Source organism: Corynebacterium sp. UMB4614 (assembly GCF_030217065.1).
Classification (GTDB): Bacteria; Actinomycetota; Actinomycetes; order Mycobacteriales; family Mycobacteriaceae; genus Corynebacterium.
This window is the reverse complement of record NZ_JASONC010000008.1, coordinates 1-19,453: the sequence shown is the minus strand read 5'-3', so window position 1 is coordinate 19,453 and position 19,453 is coordinate 1. Positions and strand designations below refer to the sequence as shown.

The window sequence follows — 19,453 nt, the reverse complement described above, 5'->3', positions numbered from 1 at the left end:
TTCTGCTTGGCTTGATGTGGGTGAAACCTGGCCCGGGCGATTGCCTTTTCGGGCCAGGTTTTACCTATTCAGCGGGCTATTAGTTCTTAGCGCCGCGGCGTGCGAACCATGCACCGGCTGCCACGATGGCGGCACCGATTGCGGCCAGGATGCCAACACCCATGCCACCGGTCATCGGCAGGTTCGGGGTGTCCTGCTTGACGTTCTCGATGTCCTTCTTGAGGGTGACGGTGTCGCTGCCGTCGGCAGTGCTCGCAATGTTCTCGCGAGTGAAGTCGATCTCAATCGGGTCCTCCAGCTTGGCGTAACCAGCCGGGGCCTTGGTCTCCTTCAGACAGAACTTCTTGGTTGCCGGAGCTTCCTTGTTGTCCTCGAAGTCGGTGACGTGCAGGCCATCGATGATGAAGGTGCCGTCAGCACCGGTGGTCCACTTGTTTGCACCGTTTACGGTAAGCGGATTCTCGCCGAGGTCGTTGGCGGAGGTGCACTGGTAGAGCTCGAACTCTGCGCCCTCGAGGACCTTGCCGGTCTCCTTGCCATCCTTCTTCACGACCTTCAGCTTGCCGTGGTAAGTGACAACCTCGTTGGTCTTGTTCTTGACCTCGTTGCCGGTGTTCGGGTTGTTGAAGATGACGTCAGCCTGGTTCTTCAGCTCCGTGGTGCCGCCAACCTCCTTGCGCTTGACGTCGAAGGTCAGAGACATCTTGTCACCGGACTTCACCTTCGCCAGGCCCTGCTCGGTCAGCTTAACGACGAGCTTGTTGCCATTTTCGGCAGGGTTGTTAACGGTGTAGTCGCCTGCCTGCAGGACGGTGTCACCAGCCTTAACCTCGGTAACCTCCTGGAAGTCCAGGCGCTGGTCCAGCTGATCCTCGAAGCGGAAGGCGGTCAGTTCCTTGCCCTCGCCCCAGGTCGGAGCGTCCGCGTTGATGGTGTAGGTGTACGCGTCCTGGATATTCTGGTCGGCATCCTTGACGGTCTTCTCGGTCTTGGTCTCGGTGTTCTTCGGGTATGCGACGACGTCGTAGTTCCACGCGTCGGATGCCTCGTTGACCATCGGGATAGAGACGATGAACGGTGCGCCGGTCACGATGCCGTCCGGAGCATTGGTCTCCTCGACCAGGTAGATGCCCAAGTCCAGGTTCTCGAAGGAAACCTTGCCGTCTGCACCGGTGGTCTGCTCGAAAGTCGGCCCTGACTTATCAGCGTCCTTGACGTCAGCCGCGGTCTCCGGGAACTTCGTCCAATCGCCGTTCTGCAGGTCGAAGTTCAGCTTCGTGATCTTGAAGGTCACGCCCGCCAGTGCTTCGCCCGGCACATTCTGCATTTCCTTACCGGTGGCCGCTTCGCTTGACTCAGCACCCTTCTTCTTGAAGAGAGTCAAGGAGCCCTTCTTGCTGAAGTCGATGTTGCCCTTCTGAGCTTCCTGCGTCTGCTCGATGGAATCATTCTGCGCAACAGCGATCGAACCCGGGGCAGCGATACCCAAGGAGAGACCAGCGATGGCGGCGAAAGTGACCGAACGAATGGTCAGAGAGTTCTTCTTCACTGGAGTGAATTCCTTTACATCAGTAGTGACTGGAGCGCCCAGCGCCCCTCGACGTTCAGCGACCCACTCCGGTTAGCTGCTTTTAAGCTTGCCGCCCTTTCGGCCACGACACCTTAAAATTCGCTGGTGGTCACACGGACCCAAAACCCCTTTGTTGACAGATCACTTTTGTTATGGTGTCACCAATTTTCGAGTTTCAGTCCCGCGATCCCCACCTAGTGAATCGCACACCCACAACGTATAACGAGCGACACATTTACTCCATCTCCGCATGTAGAAACGATTGAGACATGCGTTACTAACCCCTAAAACAAATCTCCCAGGCGCAACCCCAAAACCCTCCCTGCGCTGGATCGTTGCACAATTCCCCTTTAGGTGAGAAAACAATAAGTTCACCCCCACATTAGGGTGCAGAGCGATCGACGCCCCACAGGGAAAATTGAAGCTTTGAGGGGCTAACAGCGAAGAATAGACACCACATCTCCTCGTTCCCCGAAGCAAACCCCAACACCTCTCAACAGAAATTAAGGCCCATGACAGAACAGCCCTCAGCGCCGGACACAACGGCAGCGACCCTGCCCCGCCGAGGCAAGAGACTGAATGCCAACGCGATCATCGCCGTCGTCCTCATCCTCGCCGGCCTGGGCGTGCTGCTGTACCCGGTGCTCGCCACCCAGTGGAATAACTACCAACAATCTCGCGCAGCCGAGGCCTACTCCGAGCTCGAAAAAGGCGTGCCCCCAGAAGTCCTCAATAAGGCCTGGGAGGAGGCACAGCACTACAACGCCAACCTCGGGGACATCGACCCCGGCGATGCGTGGACCAGCTCCGATGACGAGAGCTCCCCGGCGTACCAGCGTTACCTGAAGTACCTCTCCGTCCTGAACGAGACCGAGGCCATGGGTCGCATCGTGCTGCCCTCCATCAAGTCCGACCTGCCGATCTTCCACGGCACTTCGGACCGCGTGCTGGCCCGCGGGGTGGGCCATCTCTACGGCACGGACCTGCCCGTCGGCGCACCCGGCGAGCCCGGCGAGGATGGCTCCATCCCGCCCGCCCCACCAGAGGGCCGACTCTCCGCACTTTCTGCCCACACCGGCCTGCAGAACGCCACCCTGTGGGACAACCTCGACCAGATCGAGAAGGGCGACCCGGTCTACATCGCCGCGGCGGGCGAGAAGCTGAAGTACGAGGTCCGGGATATCGAGGTCGTCACCCCGGATAAGACCAGCCTGTTGCGCCGCACGCCGAATAAGGACCTGGTCACGCTCATCACGTGCACCCCCTATGGCATCAATACCCACCGGCTGATCATCACCGCCGAGCGCGTGCCGATGGACCCGCAAGAGCAATCGGTCTTCGACGGGCAGGGCACCACCTGGCAGTGGTGGATGTGGGCCATCCTCGCCGCCGCGGCAATCATTCTGTTGCTGCTGATCCGCTGGTGGTGGAAGAACTTCCGCAAGCAGAAGGGCGAAGAGGAACCCGCAACCTCCGGCGCTGGGGACACCACGGAGAGTTAACGGGCTTTTGCCTGGTGCCTTGATTAGCATCATGAGCTCATCTTCCTCTCAGGCTTCTACTACCCGCCGCCTCACCACCACCGGTGCAGTCGCCCTGGCGGTGGCCACCGCCACAACCCTGGCCACCGCACCGGCCTCCGCCACCAGAGGCCACTTCCCACTAGGTGAACACCCCCGCCCGGGCAATGGAACTGACATGTGTTCCATTTCACGCTAAACTGAACCACATGATTTCCCCTCACCCGCGCAGCGGCGGCGCCATTCTCCTTATTAGCCGCGGCGGGGCCTAGTAGGTAGACACACCAAACCGACCGGCTCCCCGTCGCGGGGTTTTTGCATGCCGGTCGGTTTTTTCATTGCCACAGCACGACACCGACAAAACTTAGGGAAGACACCATGAGCAACACCGACTCCTTCATCTCCGCACCAGCCCAGATCCAGACCCCCAACGGGGAAATCCCGGCAGACCAGCCAGCCTGGAACAAGCAGCGCAACTCCCAGATGCCCAACCGCCGCTACCTGCCCTTCTTCGAGGAAGTCGACCACATCACCCTGCCGGACCGCACCTGGCCGGATAAGGTCATCGACCGCGCCCCGCAGTGGTGTGCGGTCGACCTGCGCGACGGCAACCAGGCCCTGATCGACCCCATGAGCCCAGAGCGCAAGCGCCGCATGTTCGACATGCTGGTGGAGATGGGTTACAAGGAGATCGAGGTCGGCTTCCCATCCGCATCCCAGACGGACTACGACTTCGTCCGCGAGATCATCGAAGAGAACAAGATCCCAGACGACGTCACCATCCAGGTCCTGGTCCAGGCGCGCGAGCACCTGATCCGCCGCACCTTCGAGGCCTGCGCAGGTGCCAAGAATGTCATCGTCCACTTCTACAACTCCACCTCCGAGCTGCAGCGCCGTGTCGTCTTCCGTAAGGACAAGGAAGGCATCAAGAAGCTGGCCACCGACGCAGCCCACCTGATCAAGGAAATCGCCCAGGACTACCCGGACATCAACTGGCGCTGGGAGTACTCCCCGGAGTCCTTCACGGGCACCGAGATCGAGTACGCCAAGGAAGTCTGCGACGCCGTCGTCGAGGTCATCGACCCGACCCCGGAGAACCCGATCATCATCAACCTGCCCTCCACGGTGGAGATGATCACCCCGAATGTCTACGCGGACTCTATCGAGTGGATGCACCGCAACCTGAACCGCCGCGACTCCATCATCCTCTCCCTGCACCCGCACAACGACCGCGGCGAGGGCGTGGCCGCCGCCGAGCTGGGCTACATGGCCGGCGCCGACCGCATCGAGGGCTGCCTGTTCGGCAACGGTGAGCGCACCGGCAACGTCTGCCTGGTCACCCTGGGCCTGAACATGCTGACCCAGGGCGTGGACCCGCAGATCGACTTCTCCGACATCGACCAGATCCGCCGCACCGTGGAGTACTGCAACCAGCTGCGCGTCCCGGAGCGCCACCCGTACGGCGGCGAGCTGGTGTTCACCGCGTTCTCCGGCTCCCACCAGGACGCCATCAACAAGGGCCTGGCAGCCATGGCGGAGCGCGACGCCGCCGAGGACACCCCGGAGGACCCAGCCAGCGCGGACTCCGAGACCCTGGCCGAGGCCGTCCGCAACGTCACCTGGGAGGTGCCGTACCTGCCGATCGACCCGAAGGATATCGGGCGCTCCTACGAGGCCGTCATCCGCGTGAACTCCCAGTCCGGTAAGGGCGGGGTCGCCTACATCATGAAGACCGACCACAACCTGGATCTGCCGCGCCCGATGCAGGTGGAGTTCTCCGGCATCGTCCAGGCAGTCACCGACGCCGAGGGCGGCGAGGTGAACCCGAAGGCCATGTGGGACATCTTCGCCACCGAGTACCTGGACCGCACCGCCCCGGTGGACGTGATCTCCACGACCGTCGACGACGGTCAGAACGAGGGCGAGGAGTCCGCCGTGACCTCCCAGATCGAGTTCAACGGGGAGCCGAAGACCCTCAAGGGCCGCGGTAACGGACCGATCGCCGCGTACTGCGATGCGCTGGAGTCCCTGGGCGTGGACGTGGAGGTGCAGGAGTACAACCAGCACGCCCGCACCAGCGGTGACGAAGCCGAAGCCGCCGCCTACGTTCTGGCCGAGGTCAACGGGCAGCGTGTCTGGGGTGTCGGTATTGCGGGCTCAATTACCTACGCCTCCCTGAAGGCGGTGACCTCCGCGGTCAACCGCGCGCTGAATAGCTAACAGGGAGGCTCCCGGGGGGGGGACGGGGCGGGGCACGGGCGCGAGAGGTTCGCGCTGGCGGCCCCGCCCTTTGTGCGTGCGTGGGGTTCGCGGGGGGTGAAGAGCTCACGGGGCCGCACACCCGCGGGGTGAGCTGTGCACGCGGGTGCACCGCCGTGCGCACGGGCGGCAAAGCTGCGCGCCCGCGGGGTGGGTGCGGGGCGCGTGGACTAACATGGTTCCCAATGAATAACCAGCAGTTTTCGGATTCGGGCGACCGTCCCGCACCCCGTCGCCGCGCCCGCCGCAGGGTCAGCCGCCGCGCCGGCTCCCCGTCGGCGGCAGCCGTCGCCTCCGCATCCGCCGTCGAGGCCGCCGAAGCGCTCCGCCCAAGCAGCCGACGCTCGAACACAGACGCCACCAGCTACCCCACGACCGGCCGCGACGGCTCCGAGCAGTCCGGCCCGGATCGCGCGGGCTCGGGCAACTCAGTCACCGGCAGCTCAGGCGCGAGCGCCGCGACCACTGGGAATGCCGTCGAACCCTCCGAGCACCCCAGCCCGGCCCACACCATCCCCACCCCGCCCAGCGTTGAGGACGCCCCCAGCGTCGCGGTGGCCGTCACCACCAGCGGGATTCACCCGACCACGGCCCGGCTCATCGCCCTGGCCGCGGTCTACTACGACGCCGACGGCGCCGAGGCCGGCCACTTCGTCCAGGCCCTCAACCCCAGCGAGGACCCCGGCCCGTGGCACACGCACGGCTTCGACGCCGGCGAGCTCGCCCAGCAGATCGGCTTCGCCACCGCCGCCGCGGAGATCAAGGCAGCCCTCGACGGCCGCGAGGTTATCCTCCACGACGCCCCCCTCGCCTGGGGATTCATCACCCACGAGTTCCGCCGGGCCCAGCGGGCCGCTAACCGGGGCCGCGGGCGTGGCCGCTCCGGCAGGGGTCGTGGGCGCGGCCGCAGCAAGGCCATCCCCACCCCGGAACCAGCGACGCTGATCGACACCCTGGCCACCACACGCCGCCAAGAGATGCCCGCCGTCGACCCGCGTCCCCGTGCGGTCGCGCAGCTCTACCCGCACAACGCCCCGGCCGATGCTCTCCCGGAGCTCGGCGCGGCAGCCTCCGACCAGCGGGCCGCGACGCCTCCCGAGGAGCTCCTGGTCGCCGACGCCCGCCTGCTCGGGGCGCTGCACGCAGCGCAGCAGGAACGGGCAGACCGTGACGGCGGCGACGTCGTCCGCCTCGACCCCGAGGACCTGACCGCGGACCAATTCGGTTTGCAGCGCAGCGCCATCCGCGTGGACGCCATCAACGCCCCGCGCCCGCTCGAGAACCCCGGCACCCCGGAGGGCGACGGCGGCAGCTGGCAGCTCGTCGCGGGCATGGAATTCGTGGTCAGCCCGGACGTCGCCCGCGATCCGGACGAGCTCATCGAGCAGGGCGTGGCGGCCGGACTGGTGTACTCCGAGAAGCTGAACCGCACCTCCAGCCTGGTGGTCTGCAATCAAAACTTCGAGCTGCGCGGCAAGGCTATGCACGCCGATCGGAAGGACATCCCGCTGCTCAGCGACGAGGAGTTCCTCGACGCGCTCGAGGACGTCGCCGAGGGCACGCGGAACACCGATGCGGGCCGCGGTGGTGGCCAGCGGAGTGGTCAACGTAGCAGTGGTCAACGCAGTGGGGGCGGTGGCAGCCGTGGCGGTAGTGGTCAGCGCTCCGGTGGTCGCGGTGGCCAGCGTGGCAGCGGCCGGTCCGGCTCCGGTGATTCGGGATCAGGCTCCGGTAACCGGCGCAAGCGCTCGCGCGGGGGACGTCGCCGTGGCGGCGGCTCGCAGGGCGGCGCTAAGAACGATGGCGCTCAGAACGGTTCCGGCAGCGGCAACCAGGCCGGAAAGAACAACGGCTCCACTACCCAGAAAACCGACAGCAAGAACCCGAAGAACACCGGAAAAAACAGTTCCGAGCAGCCGAAACGCAAACGCAAGCGCGATGGACGTCGTCGTGGCCGCGGCGGACGCGGGTCGAACGGACAAGGCAGCAAGACTAACGTAGGCAAACGTGAAAACTAAGAATCCGAACGGCAACGGCGGCACCCGCCGCATGAGCCTGCGCAGCCGCATCGCCTGCCAGGCCGCAGACCTCGCGACGTGGGCGTCCCAGAAAACGGGCCGCGGTGCGGGCGGAATGATCGGCGGGCTCATCGCCAACGCCATCGACCCGAACCTCCTCGCGCAGCTTAGCCAGGGCCGCCCGACGGTGCTGGTCACCGGCACGAACGGCAAGTCCACGACCACCCGGATGCTCGCGCACGCGCTTGCGTCCCGCTACAGCGTCGCCACCAACGAGGGCGGCGACAACATGGACGCCGGCGTCATCTCCGCGCTGCTCGCGGGGAGAGGCAAGGACGTTGTCGCGCTCGAGGTCGACGAGCTCCACGTCCCGAATATCGCGGAGAAGCTGGACGCGGACGTGCTCGTCCTGCTCAACCTCACCCGCGACCAACTGGACCGCGTGGGCGAGATCAACAAGATCGAACGCGCGCTGCGGGCCTGCGTGGAGGCGCGGCCGGACATGACGGTGATCGCGAACTGCGACGATGTCCAGGTCACCTCCGTGGCGTGGGACGCGCCGAACGTCGTGTGGGTCTCCGCTGGTGCTGGCTTCGTGGGGGATTCCACCAGCTGCCCGCGCACCGGCGGGCACATCGTGCGCAGCGAGGACGACTGGTACGCGGTCAAGAAGCTCCCGGATGGGCGCGAGTTCCGCCGGCCCGAGCCGACCTGGTGGGTCGATAAGGACGGCCTCAGCTATGGCGGGGACGGTGCTGGTGCGGGCAGTGGTGCTGGCAGCGCTGGAACTGGGAACACCGGCGTGGGGAGCGCTGGTGCGGGCAGTGGTGCTGGCAGCGCTGGCACTGGGAACACCGGCGTGGGGAGCGCTGGTGCGGGCAGTGGTGCTGGCAGCGCTGGCACTGGGAACACCGGCGTGGGGAGCGCTGGTGCGGGCAGTGGTGCTGGCAGCGCTGGCACTGGGAACACCGGCGCGGGCAGCCGCACCCTTCCCATGAACCTGCAGCTCCCCGGCCGCGCCAACCGTGGCAATGCGGCCCAGGCGATCGCGGCAGCCGTCGTCATGGACGTGCCGGTCACAGACGCACTGCGCGCCGCCGAGGAAGTCACGGACGTCGCCGGGCGCTACTCCCTCGTCGAGTTCGAGGGCCGCACGCTGCGCCTCATGCTCGCGAAGAACCCTGCGGGCTGGCAGGAAGCGCTCTCGATGATTGACCGGGACGTGGACTCCGTCGTGATTGCCGTGAACGGGCAGGTCGCGGACGGTCAGGACCTCTCCTGGATTTGGGACGTCCGCTTCGAAGACTTCGAGGGCCAGCAGGTCCTCGCCGCGGGTGAGCGCGGCACCGACCTGGCCGTGCGGCTGGGCTACGCCGGGGTGCGGCACACGCTGATCAAGGACACCGTCGACGCCGTGCTCGCGTGCCCGCCCGGGCGCGTCGAGGTGCTCGCGAACTACACCGCCTTCCGCGACCTGAAGCGCGAACTGGAGCGGCGCGGCGCAACAACCGTTGAGGCTGACGGCACGGACGCCCCCAGCACCACCGGCGAGGCGGCAACCACCGCGACCGAGGAGGACGCACGATAATGGCAGAGCTCAACATTGGCCTGGTGCTGCCCGACGTGCTCGGCACCTACGGCGACGACGGCAACGCGCTCGTGCTGCGGCAGCGCGCCCGCCTGCGCGGCATCACCGCGGAAATCCACACCATCCGCTACGGGGAAGCCGTCCCGGAGACGCTGGACGTCTACACCCTGGGCGGCGGCGAGGACGTCGCCCAGCTGCTGGCCGCCGAACACCTGCGCGCCGACGGTGGCCTGGTGCGCGCCGTTGGGGCGGGTCGGCCGGTGCTCGCGATTTGTGCGGGCCTGCAGGTGCTCGGCGAGTCTTTCCACGCTGGTGGGAAGCTTGCGGAGGGGCTTGGGCTGCTGGATGCGACGACGTCGCAGCTGGGCGAGCGCATGATCGGCGAGCTGCACTCGGAGCCTTACCGCCTGGGTGGTGCGGGTGGTGCTGGTGCCGGTGCCGACGGCGTGGGTGCTGATGGTGCGGGTGCTGGCGGTGCCGACGGCGTGGACGCGGGTTCCGGCGCTGGTGGCGCGGGCTCCAACGCCCAGCCGCTGGCCGCTGACCTGAGCGAACTCACCGAGCCGCTCACTGGCTTCGCCAACCACATGGGTGCAACCATTCTTGGTCCCGATGCCCACCCGCTGGGCATCCTGCGCCCCCGCGGCGGGATGGTCGGAAACACGGACGCGCACGGTGTTGAGGCTGCTGACGTCGTCGTAAAAAACGGCGAGAAACAGCAACGCTACGAGGGCGCGGTGCAGGGTTCCGTGATCGCGACGTATATGCACGGGCCGGCGCTGGCGCGGAATCCGCAGCTCGCGGACGTGCTGCTCGCGCGTGCGCTCGGGACGACCGTGGCTGAGCTGCCGGAGCTGGGTGCGGGCAGCATCGCGGAGTTCGAGGGCGTTCCGGCTGGTGATGCTGGGGCTGGCGGCGCTGGCGCTGGGAACGGTGCTGGAGCGGGCCACGGCGCGGGCGCTGGCGGCGCTGGCGCTGGGAACGGTGCTGATGCTGGCAGCAGCGCGGGTGCTGGTGCGGGCCACGGCGCGGGCGCTGGTGATGGCGCTGGCGCTGGGAACGGTGCTGGAGCGGGCCACGGCGCGGGTGCTGGTGCGGGCCACGGCGCGGGCGCTGGTGATGGCGCTGGCGCTGGTACGGGCGCGGGTGCTGGGAGCCCCGACGGCCGTGAATTCGCAGCACAGCTCGCCGCTGAGGTGGAGCAGCTGCGCAAGGAGCGCCTGGGCTAGCCCCCACCCAGCAGGGAGCACCTAAGCTCCGCGCGCCAACCTTCATGCGTTTTGCAGAGTTTGATGTCGCTTTTTGAGCAGTTTCCGGCATCAAACTCTGCAAAACGCACATGGGGGGGAGCACAACGCATCAGGCTCGCAGCCAGCGGGCGTGCGCCCGCCCAGAGTCGATCCCCGGCGGCCAGCGGGTGAGCGCCCGCTCCCCTCGGTATATTCGATGCACATGGTCGCCCATATCCACGATTGCATCATTGTCGGCTCCGGCCAGGCCGGGCTCTCCACCGCGTTCTACCTGCAAAGACGCGGGATCACCCCCGTGATCCTCGACAATCAGCCCGGCCCCGGCGCAGCGTGGCGGCACGTGTGGCCCTCCATGACACTGTTCTCCACCCCGGGTTTCTCCAACATGTCGGGCATGCCCATGCCGAGCTACCACGGGCCCGGGGACTTCCCCGACGCCCAGCACGTCATCGACTATTTCACCGCATACGAGCAACGTTATGGCTTCGACATTCGGCGCCCTGTTGACGTCCTAAAAGTGAACGCTGACACCGCGGACGGCTTCGTCCTCGAGACCAGCGAGGGCGAGTTCCGGGCGCGCACCGTCGTCGCGGCGACGGGGACGTGGGCGGCGCCGTTCGTCCCCTTCCTGCCCGGCACCTTCCGCGGGCGGCAAACGCATTCCGCGACCTACGCGGGGCCGGAAGAGTTCCGTGGCAAGAAGGTCGCGGTGGTTGGCGCGGCGAACTCGGGGGCGCAGATCGCGGCGGAGCTTACGGACGTCGCGGAGGTCACCTGGTTCACCCGCCACGAGCCGCGGTGGATGCCCGACGACGTCGACGGGCGCGTCCTGTTCCAGCGCAATCGTGCCCGCGCGCAGGCTGTTCTCGCTGGTGAGGACGATCCCGGTGGCGATCGCAATCTCGGGGAGATCGTGATGCTGCCGAAGGTGCTGGAGGCTCGGGACTCGGGTGCGCTGCGGGCGACACCGATGTTCGAATCCCTGGATGAGCTGACGGAGGCGCGCTTCGACGAGCTCGTGTGGTGCACGGGTTTCCGCCCGGCGGTGCGGCCGTTCCGCGAGCTGGTTCGGACGACGGAGGCGGGGCGGTTGAGCTCTGCCGTGGCCGGGTTCCACCTGGTAGGCCTCGGGGAGGCGACGGGGCCCGGGGCCGGCACGATCATGGGTGTGCAGCCGTTCGCACGCGAGGTAGCCGGGAAGGTTGCCGACGAGCTGAGTTAGGGAGCCTCCTTGTTCGCGTGCCCTAATCGCGCCACTCCCTTTTCGTGTGTCCACACTGAGCCCCGCCCCTATTCGTGTGCTCACACTGCGCCCCGCCCCTATTCGTGAATTTTGCAGAGTTTGATGCCGGAAATCGGCCCAAAAGGGGCATCAAACTCTGCAAAACGTAATGGGGGTGGGTTGGGGCCGGACGGGGCGGAATGGGGCGGGCTAGGGGCCGGGCGGGGACTAGGGCCGGGTGCGCTGGGGCGCGAGTGGGCTAGAGCTTCAGCTGGGTGCGGCCCGCGAACGCGCGGGAGAGCGTGAGCTCGTCCACAAACTCCAAGTCCCCGCCCATGGGAATCCCGCTGGCCAGGCGCGAAACTGTCAGCCCTGGGAACTCCTTCAGCAACCGCCCCAGGTAGGAGGCAGTGGCCTCGCCCTCAGTGTTCGGGTCGGTGGCGATGATGACCTCGGTGATCTCGGGGGCTTCGCGGTACTCGACGTCGTCGGCAGTGTTCTCGCCGCCGGCCCCGGCGTTACCGCCCGGGTCCGAGCCTTCGCTGCCCACGCCAGCGCCAACGCCCGACCCCGCCCCCGCATCGGCCCCAGCGCCCATCAGCGACCCCTGCACCGGCCCACCGGCCGACGCGTGCGGCGCGCTCACCGCCACATCCGGCAGCACCCCACCGATCCGCTGCACCAGCGCGGTCACGTTCAACTCCCCCGGCCCCACGCCATTCAGCGGGTCCAGCGCCCCACCGAGTACATGGTACCTGCCCCGGTACTCACCCGTGCGCTCGATGACCTGGATATCCTTCGGCTCCTCAACCACGCACACCAGGCTGGCGTCCCTGGAGGAATCCGCGCAGATGCGGCAGACGTCCTCCCGGGAAATGTTGTGGCAGATACGGCAAAACGCCACGCCGGAGTGCAGATTCCCCAGCGCGGCTTGGAAACGTTCGATGTCCTGGCCGGTCGCGGTTTCCAGCAGGTGGAGGGCGATGCGCTGCGCGCTTTTCGGCCCGATGCCTGGGAGGCTGGCGAACTCGTCGATGACGTCCTGAAGCGGACCTTCAAACAAAGTGAACTTTCCCCGTTTCGTCTGTGGCGCTTAGCCGTAGTGCGTGCCCCGCGCGCCCGCCACCAAGGGCCACGTGGGGTCAAAGTGTTAGAAAGGCAGTCCGCCGCCACCGAGGTCAGCCAGCGGGCCCATCTTCTCCTGGGCGAGGTCCTGCAGCTTCTGGTTGGCGTCCTGGAATGCGCCGATGATGAGGTCCTGCAGGGTTTCGACGTCCTCCGGGTCCACGACCTCCGGGTCGATCTTCAGGTCCTGGACCTCGCCACCGCCGGAGAGCACGAGGGTGACCTTGCCGTTGCCGGCCTCACCGACGATGGAGGACGCGACGATTTCCGCCTGCGCCTCCTGCAGCTGCTTCTGCATGCGCTGGGCCTGGGCCATGATGTCGTTCATGTTTGGCTGGGACATTGTGATTGTTCCTTCGCTTCTCGGTTTCTAGGGTTTTTGTTCTTCTTCGGCTGCCACTTTACCCATTCGGCCGGGGCTTGTCGGTGGCAGTTCACTGTGTATTTTCCTGTGTGTTTTCCTAGCGCGTGCGCTCGCCGCCGAGGATGTTCTCGATGAGCTCCCCCGCGATCTCCAGGGCGGGTCGCGTTTCGCGCTTCCCGGCCTCCCCGGTGGCGAGGTCGTCCATGATTTCGTCTTGCTGCCTGCGTAGGGCTTCCTCGGGGTCGGTGGGTTGGGTTCCTTGATTTGGGACGTCAACCCCTTGACCTCCGAAAGCCCCACCGTTATTGGCCTGCCCGGCGGGGTGTGGGCCGCCCGGCTGGCCGCCCTGCGGGGCGCCGCCGGCCGGCCCGGGGCCTGCGTTGCCTGCACCTGGTGCGGGGCCGTTGGGGTAGCCGCCGGGGCCGGAGTCCCAGGGGTCCTCCGGCGGTTCGTCCGGGAGGGGGACACCATTGAATCCGTTGGCGAGCTTGTATTCCCTGCTGGCGGCGTATTTCGCGGCGCGGGCGCGCCAGCCGCTCTGGGGCTTGGGCTCTTCGGTGTGGCTTGGCCCCGTGGGCGCCGGGGTTGGGGACGATGCCTGGGCGGCGCTGGCTTCGGCCATGCGGCGGGCGCGCTCGAGGGCGCTGGCCCCCGCGCTGGGTTGGGCAGGCTGGGCGGGCTGGGTGGCCTGCGTCGGGGCAGCCTGGTCGGCGCCGGTCACCTCGCGCGGCGCGTCCTGGCCAGCACTGGCCCCCACGCCAGGTGCGTGCCCGCCGGCAACGCTCGCGCTGCTTGGCTCCGTCGTGGCAGCCGGAACCTGGTTTGCCTCAGCGTGGTCGGGTCCCGCCTGATCGTATTCTGGTTGGCCGGGCTCTGCCTGGCTTACCGCAGGCTGGCTTACCGTCGAGTGGCTAGCCTCCGCGCCAGTGGCGTTATTCCCGCTGGTCGTGCTGGTTGGGGTTGCCGACTCCGCCGGGGCCTCCTCAGCTGAGCCGGCCTGGGCTTTTCCCGGGTTATTCCCGCCAACGGTGGCGAGCACTGTGTGCGCGGCGCCGAGGACTGCCTCGGCCGCCTTGCTATAGATCGGTGCGTTACGGTCGCTGTTGACGAACTTCGCGAGCGCACCCGTGGCGTGCTCCACCACGATCTGACCTGCGGTGGGCTGCTCTGCGGCCAGGGTGGCGTCGCGGCCGGCGATCCAAGCGCTTAGGTCGTGCTCGCGCACCTTTTCCAGGATCTGCTGCCAGGCCTGCTCGTCGACCTGAACGGCGTCACCAGCGGGGGCGGTCGCCGCAGCCGAGGTGTCCGCAGGGGCGTCGGTAAGTTGTGCAGCCCCCGCGGGAGCCGCGGCTGGTTCCCCGGACGGCTGCCCGGAGGGTTGCTCGGTGTTCTCGGCCTGGGCATTCCCCGACTGGGGCTGCTGGTCAGAGGGCTCTACACCGCTGACCTCTGGGCTGGCCTGCGACTGCGACAGCGACTGTGCCGCGGCGCCAGCGCGCTGGGACTGATCCGCAGCTGCCTGCTGCGGTGCCTGAGCTGCAGACGGCTGCGGTGCCTGGCCCGCGCCTGCCTGCTGCGATACCTGGCCCGCGTTCGCGCGGGCGGCGGCACGGCGACGGTCCATGATCTCCCGAGCCTCGCGGGCCTGGGCGATCGCCGGGTCCTCGTCCGGAGCACCGGCAGCGCTGCTCTCCTGCCCGGCAGCCTGCGCTGCAGTATCAACACCCTGAGCCGCTGGCTCTGCACCCTGCTGCTCCTGCGCGTCATTCGCAGGCTGCTGGGCGCGTGCTACTTCTGCGGTCTCCTGCACAGCTGGCTTCTCCGGCTGAGATGTTGCCTCCTGAGTGGCCGGAGCAGCTCCCTGCGCGGCGCCCTGCCCATCAGCCTGCTCACCACTCTGGTCCGCCGCCTGCTGGCCAGGCTGACCGGACTGTGCGGGCGCACCAGCTTGCGCGGACTGACCCGACTGCGCGTCAGCATTCCCCGGCTGCTCTGGCTGCTGCGGTGCCGCGCCCTGCGGCTGTGCGCCCTGCGACACCGCGTTTTGCGGCTCCGCAGCACCCGACTCCGCCGATGCAGCCTCCGCCGACGCCTTGCGGCGCCGCGGTCGCTCATAACGCTTACCGCTCGACAAGCCGGACGCGTCCCCCTGCGGGGTCGCCCCAGCACCCACGGCCGGGCTCGCCAGCCCACCGCTGGCGCCCATCGGCCCGGCAGCGCGCACCCCCGTGCCCTGCTCCAACGCCTCAACACGCTGCGCGAGCGCCTCCACCGTCATACCCGCAGCCGGAAGCGCCATCCGCGCGCACAAAATCTCCAACAGCAACCGCGGCGACGTCGCCCCACGCATCTGCGAGAGACCATCGTTGACCACCGCAGCACAGCGCGTCAGCGTCGCCGGCCCCAACGCCTCGGCCTGCTGCCGCAACGCGTCCTGCTCCTGGGCCGGCACATCCACCAGCCCGCGCTCGAAAGCATCCGGCACCGCCTGGACAATCAGCAGGTCGCGGAAGCGATCCAACAGGTCCATCGCAAAGCGGCGCGGGTCGTAACCGGCGTTGATGACGTCGTCGACAACCGCGAACAAGCCCGCCTGATCCTGGGCAGCCAACGCCTCCGCGGAACGGTCCAGCAGCGAAGAGTCCGTCACGCCCAGCAGCGCCACCGCCCGCTGATACGTCACACCCTCCGGGCCAGCACCGGCAAGCAGCTGATCCAAGATGGACAGCGAGTCACGCGGCGAACCCCCTCCCGCGCGCACGACCAGCGGATACACGGCGTCCTCAACCACCGCGCCCTCGTCAGCAACGATGCGCCCCAGCAGGCCGCGCATATCCGGCGGCGTGAGCAGCCGGAAGGGGTAGTTGTGCGTCCGCGAACGGATTGTCGCCAGCAGCTTCTCCGGCTCCGTGGTCGCGAAGATGAAGATGAGGTGCTCCGGCGGCTCCTCCACGATCTTCAGGAGGGTGTTGAAGCCCTCCGTGGTGATCATGTGCGCCTCATCGATGATGAACACGCGGTAGCGGGAATCAGCCGGCGCGTAGAACGCCCGGTCGCGCAGCTCCCGCATGTCGTCCACTCCGCGGTGGGAGGCGGCGTCCAGCTCGGTGACGTCCAAGCTTCCCGGGCCACCAGGGGCGAGCGCGATACAGGAATCGCACTTCCCGCACGGCGTGGACGTCGGCTCCTCCACGCAGTTCAGCGAGCGCGCGAGGATGCGTGCCGAGGAGGTCTTACCGCAACCGCGCGGGCCCGAGAACAAGTACGCATGGTTGATGCGCCCACTGTCCAGCGCGACGGACAGCGGCTCGGTTACATGCTCCTGCCCCACGACCTCGGCAAACGAGGCCGGGCGGTACTTCCGGTATAAAGCCACGCCCTTAGGTTACCCGGCGGGGCAGACACGCCAATTCGGTCCTTCTCTCCCAGTACCTTTGCGGTCCGGCTTACTTCTTTGGGGCCGCCCTCCCCTTTTTTTATGACGACGACGCCGCCACCGCCGTCACGGTGGGCTGTCACGGCACCGCCCGCGACGTCGTTACCCCTGCGACCGGCAGGATTACCTGCGGCGTGCCCCGCGGCGTCACAACAGCGGATAGCCGTCCCCGTCCTCGAAATATGGGCCGGCGCCTAAGAGGATCATAATGAACTCGACCATCGACCAGATGTAGACCGCGAGGAGGATCGGGATGCCGATGAGGAGGATGGAGGTGGCCCAGCCGAAAATCGTGAGCCCCAGCTGCCACTTCGCCCGGCGCTGGTAGCCCAGGTAGAAGTTGTGCACGCCCAGGGTCCCCAGGAATACCGCCAGTACCGCGGCGACGATCGAGTTGCGGGAGCTGGAGCGCGTGGCATCAAAATCTTGAGAACCGTGGCTCGGGTAACCGGGCACCGCGGAGGACGCGGCGAGCCCGTGGCTTCCGTGGCCGGTGTAGCCGCTATGGCCGCCTTCGGCACCATCCATGCCGGTGGGGAATCCAGGCAGCCCCTGATGCTCGTTCTGATACCCGGGCTTGTACTGGCGCCCAGGCTTGTTCGCGGCGTGGTCAGCCTGCAGATCGTCGTAGAGGTCGCGGTACTCGTCGGCGATGGGGTTATATGGGTTTTGGAAGTCCCCGAGCCCACCCATCGGGTCGCCGATGAACGGATCCTCCCCATGCGGATTGGAGTGCCCGTGAGAGTACGGGTTCTTCGCCATCATCGCCTCCAAGCACCTCCTATCCTCAATCCTTCGGCTTATATGTGCCACCTGCGGGAACGACCAGCGGGCTTGCGGGACCGTCGCCGCAGGACTCGCAGTCTGACGCAGCCTAGCGCATCAGGTCGTTGATATTAACCTGCTGCTCGACCAAGTAGTTCTGGAGCTCGTCCACGCCGTTGCGCCCCTCGTCGGCAGCACGGTCGAGGATGTCCAGCTCGGCGTCGGTGATCATCACCAGCTGGGCGGGCACCGTCAGCCGGCCCGGGTGCGTGTAGTCGAAGCCCTTGTCGCTGACCGGGCCATCCTCACCGATCTGGTCGGCCTTCTTGGCGCCGTCCCCGCCGTCGCCCGCGATCTCGTGGACCTGCGGAACACCCTTCTCCCAGAGGAAAGGCACGATCAGCAGCCCGTGACGAGCGGAAAGCCCCTCGCGCACGTGGTCACCCAGACCACGCATCACCGTGCCCGGCTGCGGGGTCCACACGCCAGGGTCCTGGGAAACCATCGTCGCGGCGGCAGCCACCAGGTTCGGCGCAAGGTCGTCGTGACCGGCAGCCACCGTGACGAACTCGACACGCACCTCGGTGCCCGGCTCCGCCTCCAGGCCGACCTCGATGCGCCCTGCGTCCAGGCTCATCGCGACGGTCTCCGGCGCGGCCGTACCGTCCCCACCGAGGGCGACGGATGCGGCAGCGAACTCCGGGAAGGACTCACCAACCCGGTAGGTGTCCACCTCAAGGGGTTCGGGCAGCAGCTGCTCGACCCAGGCGAAAGTTTCCTCTTGGTTCATGTGTCCTCCTTAAGCTCCGACGTGGCCAGGCCTTAGGCCCCGGCCTCCACGGCCTCGATCGCGGCGAGCAGCACGCAGGTCGCGAAGCCGTCCATCGCCAGGCGCACCTGCTCCAGCTCCGGCATCGACGGTGCCAGGCGCAGGTTCTGATCCTTCGGGTCCTGCTTCAGCGGGAACGTCGACCCCGCCCCGGTCAGCGCAACGCCGGCCTCCTTGGCCAGCTCAACGACGCGGCCGGCGGCCCCCTCGACCACGTTGACGCTGATGAAGTAGCCACCAGCCGGGTCGGTCCACTCCGCAACACCCAGGCCGCCGAGGCGCTCCTCCAGGATTTCGACGACCGCGCGGAACTTCGGGGCCAGGGATCCCGCGTGCTTCCGCATCAGCGCGCGCACGCCCTCGGCATCGCCGAAGAACTGGGCGTGAGCCAGCTGGTTGACCTTATTCGGCCCGATGCCGCGCACGATCGCGTGGCGCTTCCACCAGTCCAGGTTCTCCTCAGAAGAGGCGAAGAAAGCCACGCCGGAACCCGCCTGCGTGATCTTGGAGGTCGAAGACATACACCAGAAACGATTCGGGTTGCCCGCCTCGGCGGCGAAGCCGAGGACGTCGTACACCGGCGGGAACTCGTCCGTCAGGGTGTGGACGACGTAGGCGTTGTCCCACACGATGCGGAAGTCCGGCGCTGCCGTCTCCAGGGACGCCAGCTCGCGGCAGACGTCCTCAGAGTAGAGAGTGCCCGTCGGGTTGGAGAACATCGGGACAGCCCACATGCCCTTAACCAGCGGATCCTTCACCAGCTCGCGGACCTGATCCAGGTCCGGGCCATCCTCGAGGAGATCCACGGTGATCATCTCGAAACCGAAGTGCTCGGTGATCGTGTGGTGGCGGTCGTAGCCCGGCACCGGGCAGATCCACTTGAGCTTCTCGCCCTGCTCCGCTGCCTCCGCAGCCTCGGCTGCCCACGGCTTGGCGGAATCGTTGGTGCCGAAGGTGTAGGCCCAGGTCACCAGGTCGAAGGCCATGTTCAGGGAGGAGGCGTCGCCGCAGACGATGTTCTCCGGGGCCACGCCGATGATTTCCGACCAGATGTTGCGGATATCCGCGATGCCGGTCAGCCCGCCGTAGTTGCGGGTGTCCGTACCATCGGCGGCGGTGAAGTTCTTGCCCGGGAGGCTGAGCAGATCCACCGCGAAGTCCAGCTGTTCGGCGGACGGCTTACCGCGGGTGAGATCCAACTTCAGGCCCTGGGCCTTGAGATCTGCGTACTTCTTCTCAACCTCGGGCTTGAGGGAAAGAAGCTGGTCACGGTCGATGTTTGCGAGCTGCACGGTGCTGACGCCTCCTGCGTATGGGGCTCAAAGAATTCTGTGGCAAATACCATTTTTGATTCTAACAAGCGCCCCAGACACGGGCTTGGTCTGTGCACACAAGCTGAGCCCCCACCAGCAGCTCCGGGTTAAGTAGCAAAAAGTGTGTCTGATTTTCAGCCTATCTGCTGGTCAGGCCGCATAAAACGGGCTTAAATAAGGTTCCAAACCTTATT

The 19,453-nt window shown here is 66.8% G+C and carries 12 protein-coding genes and 1 pseudogene; 6 read left to right on the top strand and 7 right to left on the bottom strand.

Translation table 11 applies throughout. The features are described 5' to 3' along the window. Positions 1-79 precede the first annotated feature (79 nt). Positions 80-1,549, bottom strand: coding sequence for a SpaH/EbpB family LPXTG-anchored major pilin (locus QP413_RS04995; protein ID WP_284780914.1), 1,470 nt, complete (start codon positions 1,547-1,549; stop codon positions 80-82). Positions 1,550-2,082: 533 nt separating this feature from the next. On the opposite strand from QP413_RS04995, the gene QP413_RS04990 reads away from it, so the two are divergent. From QP413_RS04990 to QP413_RS04965, 6 genes and pseudogenes are all read left to right on the top strand, one after another. Next, complete coding sequence (locus QP413_RS04990) at positions 2,083-3,072, top strand: class C sortase (RefSeq protein WP_284780913.1); 990 nt, start codon at positions 2,083-2,085, stop codon at positions 3,070-3,072. Positions 3,073-3,468: 396 nt separating this feature from the next. Continuing rightward, positions 3,469-5,310, top strand: a complete 1,842-nt coding sequence (gene leuA, locus QP413_RS04985; protein WP_284780912.1) for a 2-isopropylmalate synthase — start codon at positions 3,469-3,471, stop codon at positions 5,308-5,310. A gap of 224 nt (positions 5,311-5,534) precedes the next feature. Next, positions 5,535-7,367 carry a DNA polymerase III subunit epsilon gene (locus QP413_RS04980; protein WP_284780911.1) on the top strand — a complete coding sequence of 611 codons (1,833 nt, stop codon included), beginning with the start codon at positions 5,535-5,537 and terminating at the stop codon, positions 7,365-7,367. A 31-nt stretch (positions 7,368-7,398) separates the two neighbouring features. Then, positions 7,399-8,955, top strand: coding sequence for a MurT ligase domain-containing protein (locus QP413_RS04975; protein ID WP_284780967.1), 1,557 nt, complete (start codon positions 7,399-7,401; stop codon positions 8,953-8,955). Then, positions 8,955-9,749, top strand: a pseudogene (locus QP413_RS04970) (type 1 glutamine amidotransferase); the annotation flags it as partial. The gene QP413_RS04975 and the pseudogene QP413_RS04970, both read left to right, overlap by 1 nt. Positions 9,750-10,401: 652 nt before the next feature. Further along, the gene (locus QP413_RS04965; protein ID WP_284780910.1) at positions 10,402-11,427 is read left to right on the top strand and encodes an NAD(P)-binding domain-containing protein; all 1,026 of its coding nucleotides are present in this window, start codon (positions 10,402-10,404) and stop codon (positions 11,425-11,427) included. 259 nt (positions 11,428-11,686) lie between these two features. Here QP413_RS04965 and QP413_RS04960 read toward each other — a convergent pair whose 3' ends face one another. The 6 genes from QP413_RS04960 to QP413_RS04935 form a co-directional block, all read right to left on the bottom strand. After that, positions 11,687-12,490, bottom strand: coding sequence for a recombination mediator RecR (locus tag QP413_RS04960; RefSeq protein ID WP_284780909.1), 804 nt, complete (start codon positions 12,488-12,490; stop codon positions 11,687-11,689). An 87-nt stretch (positions 12,491-12,577) separates the two neighbouring features. Next, on the bottom strand, positions 12,578-12,895 hold the full coding sequence (locus QP413_RS04955) for a YbaB/EbfC family nucleoid-associated protein (protein WP_015382056.1): 318 nt from the start codon (positions 12,893-12,895) through the stop codon (positions 12,578-12,580). Between the two features lie 118 nt (positions 12,896-13,013). Further along, positions 13,014-16,292: a DNA polymerase III subunit gamma and tau gene (locus QP413_RS04950; RefSeq protein WP_284780908.1), complete on the bottom strand. Its 3,279-nt coding sequence runs from the start codon at positions 16,290-16,292 to the stop codon at positions 13,014-13,016. A gap of 207 nt (positions 16,293-16,499) precedes the next feature. Next, on the bottom strand, positions 16,500-17,117 hold the full coding sequence (locus QP413_RS04945; protein WP_284780906.1) for a TM2 domain-containing protein: 618 nt from the start codon (positions 17,115-17,117) through the stop codon (positions 16,500-16,502). A 109-nt stretch (positions 17,118-17,226) separates the two neighbouring features. Beyond that, positions 17,227-17,907 carry a hypothetical protein gene (locus QP413_RS04940; RefSeq protein ID WP_070759770.1) on the bottom strand — a complete coding sequence of 227 codons (681 nt, stop codon included), beginning with the start codon at positions 17,905-17,907 and terminating at the stop codon, positions 17,227-17,229. A 32-nt stretch (positions 17,908-17,939) separates the two neighbouring features. Next, positions 17,940-19,238 carry an aminotransferase class I/II-fold pyridoxal phosphate-dependent enzyme gene (locus tag QP413_RS04935; RefSeq protein ID WP_284780904.1) on the bottom strand — a complete coding sequence of 433 codons (1,299 nt, stop codon included), beginning with the start codon at positions 19,236-19,238 and terminating at the stop codon, positions 17,940-17,942. Positions 19,239-19,453 lie beyond the last annotated feature (215 nt).